Source organism: Psychrobacter sp. M9-54-1 (assembly GCF_016613355.1).
Classification (GTDB): domain Bacteria; phylum Pseudomonadota; class Gammaproteobacteria; order Pseudomonadales; family Moraxellaceae; genus Psychrobacter; species Psychrobacter faecalis.
On sequence record NZ_JADGFW010000017.1, the window covers coordinates 40,437 to 59,065 of the forward strand.

15 protein-coding genes and 2 tRNA genes are annotated in these 18,629 nt (G+C 44.2%); 11 read left to right on the forward strand and 6 right to left on the reverse strand.

Going from position 1 to position 18,629, the window contains the following annotated elements; all coding sequences use genetic code 11:
- Positions 1-43 precede the first annotated feature (43 nt).
- The 4 genes from IQ457_RS07595 to IQ457_RS07610 all read left to right on the forward strand — a co-directional run bounded on the left by IQ457_RS07595 (position 44) and on the right by IQ457_RS07610 (position 3,254).
- The gene (locus IQ457_RS07595) at positions 44-355 is read left to right on the forward strand and encodes a hypothetical protein (protein WP_242465386.1); all 312 of its coding nucleotides are present in this window, start codon (positions 44-46) and stop codon (positions 353-355) included.
- Positions 356-1,264, forward strand: coding sequence for a class II glutamine amidotransferase (locus IQ457_RS07600; RefSeq protein WP_200662702.1), 909 nt, complete (start codon positions 356-358; stop codon positions 1,262-1,264).
- A 73-nt stretch (positions 1,265-1,337) separates the two neighbouring features.
- Positions 1,338-2,354, forward strand: a complete 1,017-nt coding sequence (locus IQ457_RS07605; protein WP_200662703.1) for an AAA family ATPase — start codon at positions 1,338-1,340, stop codon at positions 2,352-2,354.
- Positions 2,355-2,777: 423 nt separating this feature from the next.
- The gene (locus IQ457_RS07610) at positions 2,778-3,254 is read left to right on the forward strand and encodes a type II toxin-antitoxin system VapC family toxin (RefSeq protein WP_200662704.1); all 477 of its coding nucleotides are present in this window, start codon (positions 2,778-2,780) and stop codon (positions 3,252-3,254) included.
- On the opposite strand, the gene IQ457_RS07615 is transcribed toward IQ457_RS07610, so the two are convergent.
- Both IQ457_RS07615 and IQ457_RS07620 read right to left on the reverse strand, forming a co-directional pair.
- The gene (locus IQ457_RS07615; protein WP_200662705.1) at positions 3,243-3,797 is read right to left on the reverse strand and encodes a YchJ family protein; all 555 of its coding nucleotides are present in this window, start codon (positions 3,795-3,797) and stop codon (positions 3,243-3,245) included. The genes IQ457_RS07610 and IQ457_RS07615 overlap by 12 nt on opposite strands.
- Positions 3,798-3,841: 44 nt before the next feature.
- Positions 3,842-4,558 carry a metal-dependent hydrolase gene (locus IQ457_RS07620; protein WP_200662706.1) on the reverse strand — a complete coding sequence of 239 codons (717 nt, stop codon included), beginning with the start codon at positions 4,556-4,558 and terminating at the stop codon, positions 3,842-3,844.
- 114 nt (positions 4,559-4,672) lie between these two features.
- On the opposite strand from IQ457_RS07620, the gene IQ457_RS07625 reads away from it, so the two are divergent.
- Both IQ457_RS07625 and acnA read left to right on the forward strand, forming a co-directional pair.
- Positions 4,673-5,686 (forward strand): DUF3025 domain-containing protein, encoded by a 1,014-nt coding sequence (locus IQ457_RS07625; protein ID WP_200662707.1) that lies wholly within the window; start codon positions 4,673-4,675, stop codon positions 5,684-5,686.
- Between the two features lie 428 nt (positions 5,687-6,114).
- Positions 6,115-8,901, forward strand: coding sequence for an aconitate hydratase AcnA (acnA, locus tag IQ457_RS07630; protein WP_200662708.1), 2,787 nt, complete (start codon positions 6,115-6,117; stop codon positions 8,899-8,901).
- Between the two features lie 88 nt (positions 8,902-8,989).
- On the opposite strand, the gene IQ457_RS07635 is transcribed toward acnA, so the two are convergent.
- Positions 8,990-9,643, reverse strand: a complete 654-nt coding sequence (locus IQ457_RS07635; RefSeq protein ID WP_200662709.1) for a LysE family translocator — start codon at positions 9,641-9,643, stop codon at positions 8,990-8,992.
- Positions 9,644-9,926: 283 nt separating this feature from the next.
- Here IQ457_RS07635 and IQ457_RS07640 point away from each other — a divergent pair, with 283 nt between their 5' ends.
- The gene (locus IQ457_RS07640; RefSeq protein WP_200662710.1) at positions 9,927-10,226 is read left to right on the forward strand and encodes a hypothetical protein; all 300 of its coding nucleotides are present in this window, start codon (positions 9,927-9,929) and stop codon (positions 10,224-10,226) included.
- Between the two features lie 170 nt (positions 10,227-10,396).
- Here the strand turns inward: IQ457_RS07640 and IQ457_RS07645 are convergent.
- The 3 genes from IQ457_RS07645 to gltX all read right to left on the reverse strand — a co-directional run bounded on the left by IQ457_RS07645 (position 10,397) and on the right by gltX (position 12,477).
- Positions 10,397-10,472, reverse strand: a tRNA-Glu gene (locus tag IQ457_RS07645).
- Between the two features lie 164 nt (positions 10,473-10,636).
- Positions 10,637-10,712, reverse strand: a tRNA-Ala gene (locus IQ457_RS07650).
- Between the two features lie 229 nt (positions 10,713-10,941).
- A complete protein-coding gene (gene gltX, locus IQ457_RS07655; protein ID WP_200662711.1) occupies positions 10,942-12,477 on the reverse strand; it encodes a glutamate--tRNA ligase in 1,536 nt (511 codons plus the stop codon).
- Between the two features lie 425 nt (positions 12,478-12,902).
- Between gltX and rsmH the strand changes: the two genes are divergently transcribed.
- The 4 genes from rsmH to IQ457_RS07675 all read left to right on the forward strand — a co-directional run bounded on the left by rsmH (position 12,903) and on the right by IQ457_RS07675 (position 18,611).
- Positions 12,903-13,916 carry a 16S rRNA (cytosine(1402)-N(4))-methyltransferase RsmH gene (gene rsmH / locus IQ457_RS07660; RefSeq protein WP_223808576.1) on the forward strand — a complete coding sequence of 338 codons (1,014 nt, stop codon included), beginning with the start codon at positions 12,903-12,905 and terminating at the stop codon, positions 13,914-13,916.
- Positions 13,917-14,154: 238 nt separating this feature from the next.
- A complete protein-coding gene (gene ftsL / locus IQ457_RS07665; RefSeq protein ID WP_200662713.1) occupies positions 14,155-14,625 on the forward strand; it encodes a cell division protein FtsL in 471 nt (156 codons plus the stop codon).
- Complete coding sequence (locus IQ457_RS07670; RefSeq protein WP_200662714.1) at positions 14,622-16,727, forward strand: peptidoglycan D,D-transpeptidase FtsI family protein; 2,106 nt, start codon at positions 14,622-14,624, stop codon at positions 16,725-16,727. Before ftsL ends, IQ457_RS07670 begins: the two co-directional genes overlap by 4 nt.
- Before the next feature lie 120 nt (positions 16,728-16,847).
- Complete coding sequence (locus IQ457_RS07675) at positions 16,848-18,611, forward strand: UDP-N-acetylmuramoyl-L-alanyl-D-glutamate--2,6-diaminopimelate ligase (RefSeq protein WP_200662715.1); 1,764 nt, start codon at positions 16,848-16,850, stop codon at positions 18,609-18,611.
- Positions 18,612-18,629: the final 18 nt, after the last annotated feature.

Consider the following 18,629-nt stretch of genomic DNA (forward strand, 5'->3'; position numbering starts at 1 on the left):
ATCTGTATTAACAAGATATTTAACTGTTTAAAAGGAATTTACTATGACCGATCAAGTTGATAACTGGCACAAACTGGCACGCTACGATACCAATATGCAAGGCGAGCTGCATGCCAATCTGCTGCGTAATAACGGTATTACGGTGTCTCTACAACCGCTGAGTGCCATGCCCGGTATGAATTCTGGGATTGTGCTGTGGATACAGGATACTGATTTGGCGCATGCGCAGCGTATCTTGGCGAATATTGACACCGATGGGGCCACGCCTTATGAGATGTTTGATGAAGTGTCAGAAGCTACTCTAAACCCTACTTTAAATCCTGCAAAAGACGACAACAACGGCGGTGAAGTATAAATGTGTCAACTCTTAGGAATGAACTGTAATACCCCAACCGATATTGGTTTTAGCTTTGCAGGGTTTCGCCGTCGCGGCGGCATGACCGACAGTCATGAAGATGGCTTTGGTATTGCGTTTTTTGAGCGCAGTGAATGCGCCAATAATGATAAAACCGCCAATGCTTCGACTGGTTTGCGACTGTTTCATGACAATCATCCGAGCCATCTATCGCCCGTGGCTGATTTGGTGAATAATTATCCGATTAAAGCCATGAACGTCATCGCCCACATTCGTAAAGCGACCCAAGGGCAGAATTGCTTGGCCAATACCCATCCTTTCGTCCGCGAAGTCTGGGGCGAGCAGTGGGTTTTTGCCCATAACGGACAGATGAATAGCGAATTTATCAAACGCTGTCAGCGCCTGCAAGACAATGGTAATGCCTCACATTGTCAGCCAGTCGGTAATACCGATTCTGAAATGGCGTTTTGTTATCTCGTTAATCGTCTAAAGAGCAGCTTTAAAACCCGCCCCGATGACCAAACACTGTTTAACTTTTTGACTACCCAATGTCGTTATCTATCCGCAAACGGTTTGTTTAATTGCCTGATATCAAATGGTCAATGGCAATTGGCGTATGCGGGCAGTTTATTGTTTTATCTCACGCGCAAAGCACCATTTGGCGAAGCAAAATTAGCAGATGATGATTTGGCCATTAACTTTAGTGATGTGACCACAGACACCGATAAAGTCACGATTCTAGTTACTGTGCCATTGACTGAAAATGAAAAATGGCAACAGTTGGCGGTCAATGAATGCTTAATATTCCAAGATGGCGATGTCATTTATAAAGACAGCCCAAGTCAGCGTAAGTTTTTGACGATTGAGGAAGGGATTGCGGTAGCACGCGCGGTTGGAGCGAGTGTTTAGGATGGCTAGCTTGTATTTTTAAATTGGTTGTTCCACTATGAAATTAATAGTTTAATAAAAATTAGGTGAAGCCATGTTAGGCAATGACATTCAAATAAAGCAGCTGGTAGGCGTAGGCAATGTGCATCTTAATTTTTTGCCTGAGCAACGGGTGTATTGCCTAATCGGTGAAAATGGCATTGGTAAAACGAAGTGTTTGGAGGCTTTGTTTAAAGCATACTTTTCAACTAATAAGTTATTATTTGATTTGTATTTTAAAGGGAATCATTCATTTGAATATGTTGATAAGGAAGAAAATAAATTCAAAAGTATATTTACATTTGGCGATACTAAAATTTGTTTATATCCTGAACCCAAAGAAGTTACTATAAAAAATAGTGCTGTGTTCTTTCCTCAACATGAATTGCCTCTAGTATATGTGGATACATTCGAACGTACTAGTCATCATAATAATCAGGTGGGGATTAGAAGAATTAATGAGCTATTCTTAAGAAGAAAGTATTACTTAGATGATTTGAATGAAATTGCTTACAATAATTCTAAGTATATTAGTTTTAAAGATAGAAGTAATTTGCATGAATGGATCATTCAACGTGCACAATCAGCTAACCCTTATCAAGCTAAAGAAGACAATCGTGAAATTGAGATTACGACACTGCTTTGTCTGTTAAACAAAATTGATGAAAGGTTTCATCCAGATTATCTCGAAATCACAGGTGACGATAGGGTATCTTTCAAAGTTGCTGATAAGAAGACAGAACTCTCAGAACTTTCTAGCGGTTTTGCTTCAATCCTCAAAATTATGCAATCTATCATTGCAGGCTATAGCTATTTTACTAACGAAACTAACATTGCCCATGTAAAAGGCGTGGTATTTATCGATGAAATCGAAAGTCATCTGCATACCAAATGGCAGGCAACTATCGTCCCTACTTTAAAACGTCTTTTTCCTAATACAATATTCTATATTACTACTCACTCCGCTATAGTCCTGAGCCAATTACAACATGGTGAAGCCTATGAGCTATATCGTGATAAAGAAGATGGGGTTGTCAAAACAGAGTTGATAGAACATCCGGTGGTGTTCTAAAAAGTATGCTGGCGATAGAAGTCAATAAGAAATCTATGCTAAGTTCTCTGATTCTATAGGGCTTTCAAGGCTTCAAAAATTGTTCAAGTTTTAATCAGCATACTTTTTGACACACCACCGAACATCCTAATAATGCAGCGTTTGTAGATTTATTGAAAGATGCCTTTGATATTGATATTAATCAGCTCAAGTTAGCGCGACATAATGCGCCAAATCAGAAAAATGCCAAAAAGATGCTGTCTGAGCTACTAGAAAAAAGAATAAATGAGCTCAAAGAAGGAACGCAATTATAATGAATATACCCCACTCTCAACTTATTTTTCTAAGGTATTGGTTTACTTAGTTTTTAAAATTTCAGTTAAAACAATTAGAATTTTAAATTCTATAAAAATCAAAAGCCTACGATAAGTTGAGATTGGCGTAATGAATATAGAAATTGCGAAGTTACTGGACTCAAACTTTTTGACTTACGTATTAGAGGGTAAAAACATTGATGAAAATGATGTCGATCTTCTTGAACGACTGACGGATTTATTAGCGCTCGTCAATGATGATACTGTCGAGCTGGTCATTACACCATTGCTGCGATATGAGTTTTTAAGGAAGTTTGGTTGGCAGCATGAAAATGAAGATTTTAATAAATTTAGAGCAGCCGTTGAAGAGTTTACTTGGCTAGATATCAGTAAAGATGTCACAGACTTGGCAACTGATTTGTATCGGTTAGATAAGTTTGAAGCTGAGAGTAAAGGTATAGCTAAAAATTTAGAAAAGCGTAAGTTTGATGTCTTTCATTTTGCAACTGCTAAGATTAATGGTATTGAGTTGCTATCTAACGATAAGCACATAGATCAAATGGAAGGTTTATACGAACGTTATAAAACTTATAAATTAATATCTTAAAAAAGCGCCACAACAGCGCTTAAATTTCTCACCCGAGCCACAAATACAGCGCTGTTTTTGTGTAACGGACATAGAAACAGTTGGGTCGAGGAAGTACCAACGCGCATCGTTGTTCGCTTTGTCTATTACTTTTACAAAGGCAGATAGCTCATGATGCGCCTGTATGCCGTCATCTTTATTATCAGAGATATTAAAGTAAGCTTTAAACTCAACTTTCGCATGGCGTTTACCCAACTTCGGCATGTGCGCTACGATTTCTAATCCTGCCCAGTTCGTCTCTTTTGCCCAACTTTCAATCGCCTTAATATCAAGCACATTTTGCTGCGCGGGTAGCGTCGTCGCTACGATATATTCTGGTTTAACCAAGACAAAAGCGCTATAGCGCGTGCGCATTAAACGCTCTGCAGTATCTGCTTTATTGTCCTCTGAATCAAAAAGCCCATCGTGATAGGGCTGACAGCATTCTTTATAAAGTAGTGGTGAGCTGATAGCGCTTGACGACGGGTTGATTTGGCAAGGGCAGATTGGTAGGGAAAGTGACATTATTTACTCGCGCTATTTTTCATTTTTTAACGGTTCTATAGCTTTCAATTGAGCCAGTTTTTGATCAATTCTGGCCATAGGCCGAGTTTTAGTTTTGCCCAAGGCGCGGGGTCGCGCAGCTGCTGCCAAAACTCAGCAAATGGCGGCGCAAAATATACCAAGAGCGCAAGGATGACGTATAGCAGCAGATACCACCATTTGTCTTTATGCTGATAAAACTTCATCGCTGTACCCGATGAGCGCTTCATTTTCATATTGGACAAATTCACACTATATAACTCATCCAATGTCAAATGCACCATGGCGCCGCCGAATAAAAATAAGCCATAAAACCAGCTAACCGTCAACGGTAAGTTTAAAATGTCGTAGCTGATATAGGTCATCCCAAGCCCCATTATCGCCATATAGGGTACCGAATGAATGACGCCGCGATGCACGGTCATGTTGGTAAAAATAGAAAATACCACATAACGCATAAAGCCGTAGCCTGCCAGCCACAAAGCCATCAGCGCCAATAAACTCAGCTCACTACGCCAATGCATGACCAGACCAAAGGCAAAGATAAACGAGGTAATATTAAACCCAAGCTTAATCGGCGTCGAATTATCAGAATCCAAATCAGGCAACAGTCCTCCGATGGTACCGAGAGCCGCGCACATCAAAAACCCTGAATCATCAATCAAGCCCGCTTTATAAACCGCAAGACTCATCGTACCACTTGCCATGAATGCAACATTTAAGTGGGTGTTAAAATTTGCCATAAAAACTCATCAATAAATAGCGCGCGAAATCTGTATTTCGAGCGGCTTGTCTAGCCGTAAAAAAGCGCTCCATGATACCATAGCCACGCCAGTCGTCTAATAGAGATAGTCAATATGACCGCCACCGATTTACCTGCCAAGCCTTATCGAAATACTACTTCTAATGCATTTATTAATAAACCATCTGCATGCGCCAGCACGCGTGATGACAGCTTTGCTGCTATTGATTGGCAAGCGCCATGGCTGTGTCACTTAAAGCAATTGGGCTATATTAGTGAAGTTATTACTCAGATGAGTGCTTCCAGAGATGACTCTGTTCAGACAGATAAAATAAAAAACACACCTGATATCATCGCTAAGGTTTTGAATAGCGCATTACAGAAGCACGCTGATGACCTACTTCAGCCATTACCGCAAATCAAACCTGCGCTAAACAACCAAGCGCACACCTTACAATTCGTTTCGCAAAAGGCGCTGCTAGCAGGCGAAGCGTACGAGAATTTTATCGGCACTACCGGTAATATTCCGACCCGTGATAATTTGCATGATTTATTTAACGGTAGCATTTGGCTCACCTTTCCTAAGACCAAAGCGTTGCTCAATTATTATCATATGCTTGAAATCGATCAGCAGGGGATTGGTGCTAGTCGCGGCCGTGTCCGCGATACCATTACCGTTTTTGATGAAAATGGCGCAATATTGGTGACAGCTGAGTCTAGTATCGGTGAGGCGTTGGTTGATTTCGATTGGCAGGAAAGTTTGGTTGCACCGCGTGACAAATGGGATAACCCAAAGCAACTTAATAAACAAGCTCAAGCAGCAGTTTATATTTTTGGTCATGCACTGTTAGAGAAGCTACTGCACCCACGCAAGGCATTGTGCGCCCATAGTATCGTGATAAATGTCACGCAAGATTTTTTTGCCTTATCGCTATCTGAGCGCATTAATCTTCTGGATCAAAAAGTGGCCGATTATATGGATGCGTTATTATCAGAGCCAGATGTGTCCCCGCGCAAACTGTCGCCATTGCCCATTTTGGGCGTGCCATACTATTGGGCAGAAAATGCCAATTCGAGCTTTTATGATGATAGCCACGTCTTTCGGAGCGGTCGTCGTAGTCAAAGTTAAAAGATATGGGCACACCTTGTCCGGTAAACGTTGAATTTTAACTGCTAAAGCATTGTCGTGGTTACGATTGTGCCACGATTCAACACCATCTAGTCGTTAACAAAGTGCTGCTTATTTGTTATGGTAAAAGGACGTTACAGTTAAACGCTAAACAGATGCATATATCTTTTGTTAACGGCGATTTTGTTCACCTCACCGTTATCAATAAACATTTATTCAAATAAAAGCACCGTTAACTATTGTACTTAGCACTTGTTAAAAACGAGCGCTTATTAAAAAATAGGTGTCGCCATTCGATTTAAGCACATTCATTTAAATTAAGAAGAAATAAGCCACCAGTTATCAGCATAAATTGCCATGCATTCACAGTCGTATTAATGGCATAAGGATTTATGCTTAGGATCTATAACAACGATAAGGAAGCTACCATGAGTGATATTTTTAATGTAAAAGATACGATTGAAGTCGCTGGCAAGGAGCACGTTTATTATAGCTTGCCAAAGCTGACTGACACTTACGAGAACATCAGCAAATTGCCATTTTGCATGAAAATCGTCTTAGAAAACCTACTGCGTAATGAAGACGACGGTCAATCTGTCGACAAAAACCATATCGAAGCCGTTGCCAATTGGGACGCTGGCGCAGAAGCGTCAAAAGAAATCGCCTTTATGCCAGCGCGTGTGGTCCTGCAGGATTTCACTGGTGTACCATCAGTGGTGGATTTGGCAGCGATGCGTGATGCGGTCGTCGAGCTTGGCGGTCGTGCTGAGCAGATTAACCCTTTTATTCCAAGTGAGTTGGTGGTTGACCACTCTGTACAGGTCGACGCTTATGGCCGCGAAGATGCGCTAGATTTAAACGAGAAAATTGAGTTTAAGCGTAATAACGAGCGTTATGAGTTTTTGCATTGGGGCAAAAACGCCTTTAAAAACTTTGTCGTTGTGCCCCCAGCAACCGGTATTGTGCATCAGGTTAACTTAGAATATTTAGCGCGTGTAGTAATGGCTGCTGAAGTCGATGGTGAGCTGACCGCGTATCCAGATACGGTATTTGGTACAGACAGTCACACGACGATGATTAATGGTATTGGCGTACTCGGTTGGGGTGTTGGTGGTATCGAAGCGGAAGCGGCGATGCTTGGTCAGCCATCCTCAATGCTCATTCCACAAGTGGTCGGTTTTGAGCTCAAAGGCAAATTGACCGAAGGCGTGACTGCGACGGATTTGGTACTACGCGTGGTTGAAATGTTACGTGCTCACGGTGTGGTTGGTAAGTTTGTCGAATTTTACGGCGAAGGTTTACACAGTATGCCACTCGCTGACCGTGCAACCATTGCTAATATGTCACCAGAATACGGTGCGACTTGCGGTATTTTCCCGATTGACCAAATGGCGATTGATTATCTGCGTCTGTCAGGTCGTGAAGAAAGCCAGATTGAGCTGGTTGAAAAATATGCCAAAGCACAAGGTTTATGGCATGATGCCGATACGCCAGCGGCGACGTATTCAAGTAAGCTTGAGCTGGACTTATCATCGGTGAAACCAGCCCTTGCCGGTCCGAACTTGCCACAGCAGCGTATCAATTTATCTGATATGCATGAAAAATTTGGCGAAACTTTAGAGAAAATGACTAAAGATCGCAAGTCAGAAATCGATGGTAAAGTGCGCTTTGATCAAGAAGGTGCGCAGCAAGAGCAAGCCGATAGACTGTATGCCAAGCCTAATGTCTTCTCTGACGTTAATATCGATGATAAGAGCCACAAACTGCGTGATGGTTCAGTGGTTATCGCCGCGATTACCTCTTGTACCAACACCTCAAACCCTGCGGTGATGATTGGCGCTGGTTTGGTGGCGAAAAAAGCCGCTGCCAAAGGTTTAAAAGCCAAGCCTTGGGTAAAAACCTCATTGGCACCAGGCTCAAAAGTCGTTACCGATTATCTTGAAAAAACCAAACTGATGGATGAGCTAGAGAAAACAGGCTTCTATTTGGTTGGTTATGGTTGTACCACCTGTATCGGTAACTCAGGTCCGCTCTTAGAGTCGATTGAACAAGGTATCAAAGAAAACGACTTGGTTGCCGCTGCGGTGTTATCGGGTAACCGTAACTTTGAAGGGCGTATTCACTCGCACGTCAAGGCCAGTTACTTGGCGTCGCCACCGCTGGTGGTTGCTTATGCGTTGGCAGGGACGGTTGATATTGACTTGACCACGCATCCGCTAGGCCAAGACCAAGACGGCAACGATGTGTTCTTAAAAGACATTTGGCCAACGTCCGATGAAATTAATGAACTAATTGCCAATAATATCGACGCCGATATGTTCCGTAAAAACTACGGCGAAGTGTTTGACGGTAGTGCCGCATGGAACGCCATCAGCTCAGCCGATAGTCAGCTGTATCCATGGAGCGAAAAGTCTACTTATATCAAAAACCCACCGTTCTTTGATGGCATGACCATGGAGCCAGAAGGTATCCCTGATATCGAAGGCGCGCGTATCTTGGGTCTATTTGGCGATTCAATAACCACTGACCATATCTCGCCAGCTGGTAATATCGATGCTAATTCTCCTGCGGGTAAGTACTTGCAAGAGCGTGGTGTGATGCCAGCCGACTTTAATAGTTATGGCTCACGCCGTGGTAACGATGCGGTCATGACCCGCGGTACTTTTGCCAATATCCGTATCAAAAACCAGATGATGGGCGGTAAAGAAGGCGGCTACACTTACTACTTTAAAGGCGACAACGCCACGCTTCAAGACGGCGAAGAAATGGCCATCTATGACGCGGCGATGAAGTATAAAGAAGATAAACGCCCACTTGTGGTACTTGGCGGTGCAGAGTATGGTTCTGGTTCTAGCCGTGACTGGGCCGCGAAGGGTACGATTTTGCTCGGCGTAAAAGCGGTATTGACCAGCTCGTTTGAGCGTATTCACCGCTCAAACTTAGTTGGTATGGGCGTGTTGCCATTAACCTTTAAAGATGATGAAAACGCCGATACTTATCACCTAGACGGTTCTGAAGTGCTAAGTATCACAGGCCTTGATAATGGTGAGAGTAAAACCGCAACAGTGACGGCGACCCGTGCTGATGGTTCAACTGAAACCTTTGAGGTAAACGTCATGCTACAGACGCCAAAAGAGCGCGAATACGTGCGTCATGGCGGCGTATTGCACTATGTACTACGTCAATTAGCAGCTGAAAGTAAAAACGCAGCGTAATATTTAATTAAAGTGAGAATAAGAAAAGCCCGGTCGTGATGATTGGGCTTTTTTATGCGCAATACTTTTTAATTCGTTATTTTTACCTTTAACCCTTCTCAGTCAATAGCTTAATACCTAAGCCAATAAACACCACTCCACTAATTTTATTTAAAATAGATTCGATAGCTGGATTCTCTCGCAGCTTTTCACTGAATTTTGACGCCAGTAATGCCAAACATAAACACCACATAAAACCAGTGACGGCAAAGGTTAGTCCCAAAAGTAAAAAGGACAAGGTGCTATTCGCATAGTTAGGATTGATAAATTGCGGAAAGAAAGCCAAAAAGAATAGCGCGACTTTTGGATTAAAGGTATTGGTGAGCATACCTTGCTTATATATTTGCCAATAATCTAAAGTCTTAGCAGAAGAAGGTTTTCCGTTTTCTTGTAAACTCGCGCCTATCAAAGGCTGCTGTTTACTCATAAGCATTTTGACGCCTAGATAGCACAAATAGCTAGCACCTATATATTTAACAATCATAAATGCGGTAGGAGAGTTGGCCAGTAAAACGGATAAGCCCAGCGCCGCCAATAATGTATGTATTAAAATCCCTGAGATAATACCAAGCACGGAATAAAACCCCGCCGTTTGCCCCTGTGAAATACTGCGGGTGATGATATACATGCTATCGCTGCCAGGGGTCAGGTTTAGTAAAATGGCTGCCACGATAAACCCTAGGTAATTCTCAATACCAAACATTGCAAATCTCTTTGTTTTAATAAACCTAATTATCCATGTGTAATGTAATAAAACTTTTATATATTTTATAAAATTATTACAGAGTAGCTAGCATTGGCTGGGTTAGCAATAGAGTAAATCACTCAATAAATACTAATTTTAGAAAGCATAATACACATTCTACACTCAAGCTCTGTGAAATGGATAAAATGTAAATATATTATGAAAATCGCAAAAATTGCAGTTTGAACTCTGATAATATATCAGAAGCAAATAAAACTTTTGTTGATAACAAGGATTTGAGATGAGAAGTTTGGCTTATACCGTTGCTTTATCTGTTTTTGCTACGACTGCTGGGATAAGTGCCGCGCATGCTGAGAGAGTTTGCAAAGTAACAGATCCGACTGAAACACCGTTAAATATCCGCGATGAACCAAATGGTAAGATTATCAATAAACTACGTAACGATCGTGAAGTTTATATCACAGAAACCACTTACGATAATAAAGACCGTCCTTGGGTGTATCTAGAAGGGTACTACCAAGGAGAATACAGACAATGGGGTTGGGCGATTAGAGAATTTGTCTCTTGCTATGATCGTTGATATAGTAACTTCAGCTTATCCAAACCATAATAAACTGACTATAACAAAACTAACAGACGTAAAAAATCCCAGTCACCGTATGATGACTGGGATTTTTTATTGTGCGCTTATTAGTCTAATCTGATGCTTAAAGGTGCTAAGCAAAAGTGCTAATAAGTGACGCCGAATAGTGGCGTCCCCAGGGGGATTCGAACCCCCGTTACCGCCGTGAAAGGGCGGTGTCCTAGGCCTCTAGACGATGGGGACGCATAGAGTGTCATAACCACTATTTTACAATAGCATTACAACGGTACTTCACAATATCAGAGTGCTTATCTATTAATAGAACAAGCCTTGCCTAGGTGCTGATATCGTCCTACTAGCGAGTATTTATCAAAGTGTCAGTAAACTGAACGTTGCGATAAATAGTATGGTGGAGCTAAACGGAGTCGAACCGTTGACCCCTTGCATGCCATGCAAGTGCTCTACCAACTGAGCTATAGCCCCTCGCTAAGAGTGTGCGTATTTTAGGTAAGACCAGCAGTCTTGTCAACCGCTATTTTAAAAATAATGCATAAATTTGCAAAAAAAGTTAGTAAAAGTATTTAAATGGCTAATTATGGGCATTTAAGTACGGAGATTAATATAAAAAAAGGGTCAGTATTAGCCTGACCCTTTTTTATTAATTATCCATTCTACTCTTAATTAACCAGTACAAGGTTATTTAGCAGCCAAACTATTCAGCCGCCAAGAAGTCTGGCAACTCTGCCGCTTGTTTCTCAAGTTTTTTCAGTTTCTTTTTGCCAAGGCCACCCAGTACATCAACCGCATGGCGTAAACGGGTCAGGGTCATATCAGCGCCGATAATCGCCATAGAGTTCATGACTGGCGTCGATGAGGTGCTACCAGCGATAGCGATAAAGAACGGCGCCATAAAGTCACGCATTTTAATATCAAGATGAGCAGCAAGGCCTTTTAGCGTGGCATAAATATTTTCTTCCGTCCACGTCGGCAAGGTTTCTAGCTGCCAAAGCGCCAGTTGTAGCATCTCGGTAATTTGTTCAGGCGTCAGCGACTTATGGGTAAAGCTTTCAGCGGTGATAGCAGGCAGGTTTTGAAAATAAAAGCCGCCCCAGTTAACCGCATCAGACAGCAGTTCAATACGTGGTTGAATTGCGGCGGCAATCGCGGTTAGTTTATCGCTGTCACTTGCCCAGTCGAGGATTTTGTTTTTAAGCTCTTCAGGGCTAAGCGCACGTAGCCATTCCGCATTTAGCCAGTTGAGTTTTTCGATATCGAAAATAGGGCCACCAAGCGACACACGCTGAATATCAAAGCTGGCAATCATCTCATCCAAGGTGAACTTTTCCGCTTCGTCAGGCATTGAGTAGCCCATACGGCCAAGGTAGTTGAGCAAGGCTTCAGGTAGCACGCCAGCATCACGATAGTAAGTGATAGAGGTTGGGTTTTTACGTTTTGACAGCTTTGATTTATCAGGGTTACGCAGTAGCGGCATATGGCAAAGAACGGGCATCTCCCAACCAAAATACTCATAAAGCAGCTGATGCTTCGGTGCCGAGTTGAGCCATTCTTCACCGCGCATAACATGACTGATTTCCATCAAATGGTCGTCGACGACGTTGGCGAGATGATAAGTTGGCATGCCATCAGTTTTTAGCAGCACTTGCATATCGACTTGCGTCCAAGGAATCTCAACCGTACCGCGTAGCATGTCATGTATCTGGCAGGCGCCTTCGGTTGGCACACGCATACGAATAACGTAAGGCTTGTCTTCAGCGACCAATTGCGCGGTTTTTTCTGGCGCTAAATGTGCGCAGCGACCGTCATAGCGCGGCGTTTCGCCATTGGCCATTTGCTCAGCGCGCATGGTATCAAGCTCTTCAGGGGTACAAAAACAGCGGAACGCATGGTCATTTTCTATCAGCTGCTCGGCATGTTTTTTATAAATATCACTACGTTCACTCTGACGATAAGGTGCGTGCGGACCGCCGATATCTGGTCCTTCCGCCCAGTCAAGACCGACCCAACGCAGCGCATCCAAAATCATTTGTTCAGATTGCTCGGTTGAGCGTGTTTGATCGGTGTCCTCAATACGCAAAATAAACTCGCCGCCATGGGCTTTGGCAAAGGCTAAATTAAATAGGGCGATATAAGCGGTGCCGACATGCGGAAAACCAGTTGGAGATGGCGCAATACGCGTACGAATAGAGCGCTTGCTATCAAGGTTGGCTTGGGATGATGTTTGGGTCATAAAAATCTCAGAATATGCTGGTGAATGAATAAAATGGCGAGAAAAGTTAAAGTTCAAGGCGAATAGAGAAATTGAGTCAAAATACGGGTGAAACAGTCGCCGTCACGGTAGAAAAATAGCGTAAAATATAGCGCTAGTATAACAGAGAGCTGAGATATTTTTAACGAAAAGCCTCTCTAGCGCTTGACTCGCCGTATATCCTTGCGATAATAATGCTAGGTGAGTCATAACTTGTTTATTTTCATCTGATTTTTTACTATTACTGGCCAAAAAGGTCATCATCTACTGAGTCGTTTGTGTCCATATCGAATCCAAAGTCAAAAAACACGTTAAATTCTAAAGAACCCCCTTCTTCAGTCATTGATAGTTCTGAGTCAGAGGTCAATTCGTCTATTGTTGAAAACGATTCTGCTCAAGAGCTCGTCATACAGCAAGCGGGTTCTAATGAATTAAGTTTTGTCCATGACGCCGTGCTACTACAAGAAACGGTGTCGGCGGTATTGGGTGTCAAAACGCTGCCCAAACAAACAGATGACAGCCGTCAAAACAGCTTACAAAAAAGTGGCATTTATGTGGATGCAACTTTTGGGCGCGGTGGGCATAGCCGCCTGCTATTAAGTCAGCTTGCTGATGATGCAACCTTAATTGTGTTTGATAAAGACCCAACAGCGATTAGCGTTGCGCAAGAATTGGCAAAATCTGATAGCCGCGTCAAAGTGGTGCATGATAGCTTTGCAACCTTGACCGATAGCCTAGCGGCGATGGGTATCACGAAAGTGGACGGTCTGATGGCGGATTTGGGTATTTCCTCGCCGCAGATTGATGACGGTAGGCGTGGTTTTAGTTTTATGCGTGATGGTGCGGTCGATATGCGCATGGATACCAGTCGCGGGCAGTCGGTTGCCGAGTGGCTCGAGACAGTCGACGATGAAACCTTGGCCGATGTGCTTTATGAGTTTGGCGAAGAGCGTCACAGCCGCCGTATTGCCCGTGCGATTAAGCAGATGGACAGCTATGAGTCCACGCTTGCGCTGGCAGAAGTGATAAAAGCAGCGCATCCAAATTGGCAGCGTGGTAAGCACCCAGCGACGCAAAGTTTTCAGGCCATGCGTATTTTTATCAATAATGAGCTTGGCGATGTCGATGACTTTTTGGAACAAAGTATTCCGATTTTAAAGTCGGGCGGTCAGCTGGCAGTGATTAGCTTTCATTCGTTAGAAGATCGCCGTATCAAGCAATTTTTGCAGCGCCATAGTAAAGGTCAGTATCCAGAAGATGAAAGCTTACCGATGCCGCCCAAGCGTCCGCGTTATTTTAGTAAGCCAAAACGCGTCGGTCCCAGTCAGGCTGAAATAAGCAATAATCCGCGCGCGCGTAGTGCGTGGCTGCGTATGGCGACTCGTAGCGATACGGATTATAAAGCAGATGATAATTCTTAAGCTAAGTCTTAAAACTTGCTATTCAGTTATGTGGGTAAAATATGACTGAATGTTTTAATGATTACGCGGCTGTTAAAAAGCTGTAAACATTCTCTGCTAGGCTCAGCAGTTACTTTTTGCTTGGTTATGTGTTTTTTGATAGTTATTTTTATTGATGGTGCTGATGGCTCATGAGGGTGTGTTCACTCGCAAATCTTAGCGCTTTTTTTATTTTGAAGTTCACTTTTTTGAGATCGTCATGGCAATATCTGACAAACCTGTAAACCGCCGCGCCGCAATGCCTCCTAATCCTGATGTTGGCGAATTATTCGTGCGCCGATTTAACGTGGTCAGTATTTACGTGGTCATATTAGTGTTACTGGCGGCGGCTATTATCTGGAGCGGCATCAAGACGGCAGAAGGCGTGCAGCAATATCATCAGGATTATAAAACCTTGCAAGACATGAAAAAACAAGAGCGCAAGCTACAGGTAGAACATCAGCGTTTGCTTATCGAGCAGCAAACCTTTAGTGCGACCCCGCAAATTGCCAGTCGCGCCGTTGCTGAATTGGGGATGTTTTCGCCAACCCTTAAAGATAAGCTGATTATTCAGCCGGGAGCGGCAGTTGCCGTCGCGCCAGTGCTCGAGGACGATGGCACAGATGCTGCCGCTGCTAATGAAACAGATTTTTTTGAGGCGGATGCTAACGCTGCGGAGGCAGGACGATGACTGATAAAAAGCCCACCGCCAAAAACGATAAAGCTGCCAAGAATAACAGTAAAAAACTCGCCAGCGGCAAAGTCACTAAGCCGCTACGCCGTGCCAGTGTTGCCAAATCTGGACAAACAAGCGGCAAAGCTGACAATAAAGCGGCCGATAACCGCAAAGCTAAGCTATTTAGCCGCCTAAAAAAGAACGAAGTGCAGGGCGCTTATACCAGTGTAAAAACCCAAAAAAGCAAAAGAGCCTTTTTGGGTAAAGCCTCTGGGGCGTCGTCGCGCGGCGGTGTCGAGCAAGATAAAAACCGCTTTCGTACCATTTGGGCAATATCGTTAGTGATTTTAGGCTTATTAATTGGCCGTGCTTATTATATACAAGTCGCCAATGCGCAGTTTTATCAAGATAAAGGCAATGAGCTGATTACTAGCGTGCGTACGCAAAAATCCTATCGCGGTATGATTACCGATCGTAATGATTTGCCTTTAGCTGTCAGTGCGCCGCTTGCGACCGTGTCGTTTAGCCCGCACGATTATGCGCGCGAATATTATGAGCTGAAGCGTATTATCTTGACCAACCCTGATAGTCCTCAGCTTGTCGCGCGTATGCAAAAGCGTTTAGATAATATGGATTTAACCACGCTTGCAGCAGCGGCCAATATCTCAGTTACTGAGCTGAAAAAAGTCACGGCTATCGATGACAGTATTGATGTCACCGATGAAGAAGCGGTGAAAGCGGCGCTACCATCGGGCGCAGGTTCACATTATCTGCCGCTTCTTAATAAAGTCACGCCTGAGATCGCCCAAAGTGTCAGCTCGCTTGATTTTCCGGGTGTCTATGAGAAAAACTTCTTTCAGCGCTATTATCCGCAGCCGCAACCAAACTCACAGTTGTTAGGGTTCATGGGGCAAAACGCCAATGATCCTGAAGGCGGTTATGAAGGCCGTGCTGGTATTGAGCGTCAGTATGAAACGGAGCTAGCGGGTGAAGACGGTAAGGTGCTGGTATTAAAAGATGCCAAGCAAAATAGCTTAAAAGAAATCAAGCAAGTCGAGCCAGAAGTACCGGGTAAAGATGTCGCTTTAACGATTGATTCGCGCTTACAGTATCTGCTCTATAAAGAGCTTGAAAAAGCCGGTCGCTTACAAAAAGCGCGCTGGTCGACTGGTATGATTGTTGATGTACAAACGGGCGAAGTGCTAGCGCTATCGACGTGGCCATCCTTTAACTCTAATAATCTCAATGAGATGACGGGTGAAAACCAGCGTAACCGTGCGCTGCTCGACGTCTTTGAGCCGGGTTCGGTCATGAAGCCATTTACCGTGGCAGCAGCATTGGATTCAGGTAAATATACCACCACGTCTTTGATTGATACCAATCCTGGCTCTATTCGTGTGCGCGGTTATACCATTCGCGACCACAATAATCTGGGACGCATTACGCTTGCGACATTACTACAAAAATCTAGTAACGTCGCCTCAACCAAGATTGCGTTATCCTTGCCGCCTGATGCCATTACCAATATGCAAAGACAGTTTGGCTTTGGGGCAAAAACTCCGCTGCAATTCCCCGGCGAGGGCAGTGGTCTTGTCGTTACGCCAAAAGAAAAAGAAACGTCAAGACGAGCAACGGTCAGTTATGGTTATGGCCTACAAGTCACCTTAGCTCAGGTCGCACAGGCGTATTCGGCGCTTGCCGCTGGTGGGGTAATGCACCCATTAACCTTAATTAAAGACGACAAAAAACAGCCTAGCAAACGTATCATGGCGCACGAACAAGCCATGTCTATCGTACAGATGCTAGAAAGTGTCACCGAGCCGGGCGGTACCGCCAAAGCCGCGGCTATTGATGGCTATCGTGTGGCGGGTAAAACAGGTACCTCACGCCGTATTAACCCCAAAGGTGGTTACTATAGCGACCAGTACCGAAACGTCTTTGCCGGTATGGCGCCCGCGTCCAATCCTAAGCTGGTCGGGGTGATGCTTATCGAGGACCCGCGTGGTCAGATTTATGCTGGCTTAACGGTAGCCCCTGTCTTTCATAATGTTATGAAAGAGGCGCTACGTTTATATAATGTGCCGTTAGATAAACCATTGAAAACTGAAGAGCCGTAGCTAAAAAAGTAAGTTCTATGGCTAAGTTTTATGACCAAGTTTTATGACTAATTTTCATGATTAAGCTCCATGTTTCAGCTGTTAACTATTTGATGCGTTTTAACCGTTTAGGATTTGCCAATGTCTCTGTCTACCTCGCCGCTAAGCAGCACCCCAGTCACCTTGCAGCAGCTGATTGCAGCCAGCGGCAACGACAGCAATGTTAACAATCAAAGTCATGGCCCAGGTCACAGCCACAGTTTAGCGCAAACATTGACGGCGGTGGTGGCTGAGCAGGAGTCAACAAATTCAATAGAGTCGGTTGCTCATATTCCCTTTGAGCAATTTTGCTTAGACAGCCGCCGGTTAGCGGCCAACGATGTCTTTGTCTTATTAAAAAGCCATACGCCAAATTGTCAAAAAAGTCGTGACTACCTGTATCAAGCCGCTGAGCGGGCGGCTTTTATCCTATCAGAAATTGATCCAATTGCTTTATTATCGAAAGCCAATGTACCGCCGCATGCCAATATTCCATTATCTACTGTTAATGCACAGTCCGTAGCGCAGCAGCAATTAGCCGCCCTGCCTTGCCCAGTTTTATACGTGCCCAATATTCGCGATTTTTTAGGCAGCCTTATTCAAGCGCGTTTGCAATATCAGCAGCCAGTGACCTTGCCAACGGTCGTGGCGGTGACGGGCACCAATGGCAAAACCACCATCAGTCAATTGGTCGCACAGTTAACCCAGCTGACGGGTATGAGCAGCGCTGTGATGGGAACGGCTGGTAATGGCCGGCTTGGTGCGCTGGTGCAAGCCAGCCATACCACGGGCGATGCCTTAGCAGTGCAGCAGTTTTTATATCAAATGGCTCTTGAGAACGCAGAATTACTGGCGTTAGAGGCCAGCTCGCACGGTCTGGATCAGCAGCGTTTACAAGGTATGCCCGTATCGGTGGCGATTTTTACCAATTTAAGCCGTGATCACCTCGATTATCATGCCGACATGGCAGAGTATGCCGCAGCAAAAGCCAAGCTGTTCGATAAAGCACACTTTCCAGACTTAACTCACGCCATTATCAATATTGATGACGAGTATGCACAGACTATGCTTGATACGGCGCGTGCCAGTGAGTTAACGGTTTGGACGTATAGTTTAAACCCAGCAAAATCTGCCACCTTTGTCGCCGCTGATATCACGCCAAGTTTACAAGGCGTTGAGATTGGTCTGCGTACAGATTTTGGCAATGAAAAAGTTAATAGTTTAGATATCGTCAGTCCATTACTTGGGCGCTTTAACGTGGCAAATTTACTTGCGGCGATGGCAGCGGCAGTCGCAGTTGAGACTAATAATGACGGTGATAGTAACAATAATATAGCCGATAACCTTGAACGTATTGCCGCCGTTGTCCCGCAGCTACAAGGCGCGGTCGGACGTATGCAGCGTGTGCCATCTACTAACGGCTGTTTTATCGTTGATTATGCCCATACGCCTGATGCGTTAAGCCAAGTGCTTGCCAGTTTAAAAACCCACTGTAAAGGTCAGCTGTGGGCGGTATTTGGTTGCGGCGGCGACCGTGATGCGGGCAAGCGCCCATTGATGGCGCAAGCGGGATTGGCAGGGGCGGATAAAGTGGTTTTAACGGCAGACAATCCGCGTACCGAAGACCCAAAGGCAATATTGCAAGATATGCAAGCGGGCATGACAATTGAGCAATATCAGCGTACCCATATCGAGCCTGCACGCAAAACAGCCATCGAATATGCGGTCAAGCAAGCCGCGGCTGATGACATTGTCGTTATCGCGGGCAAGGGTCATGAAACCTATCAAGAAATTAACCATGTGCGTTATGATTTTGACGACAGCGTTATTTTGCAAAATGCCCTCAAGCAAGCTGGGCGCCTATAACCTTTATAGCCAAATAAT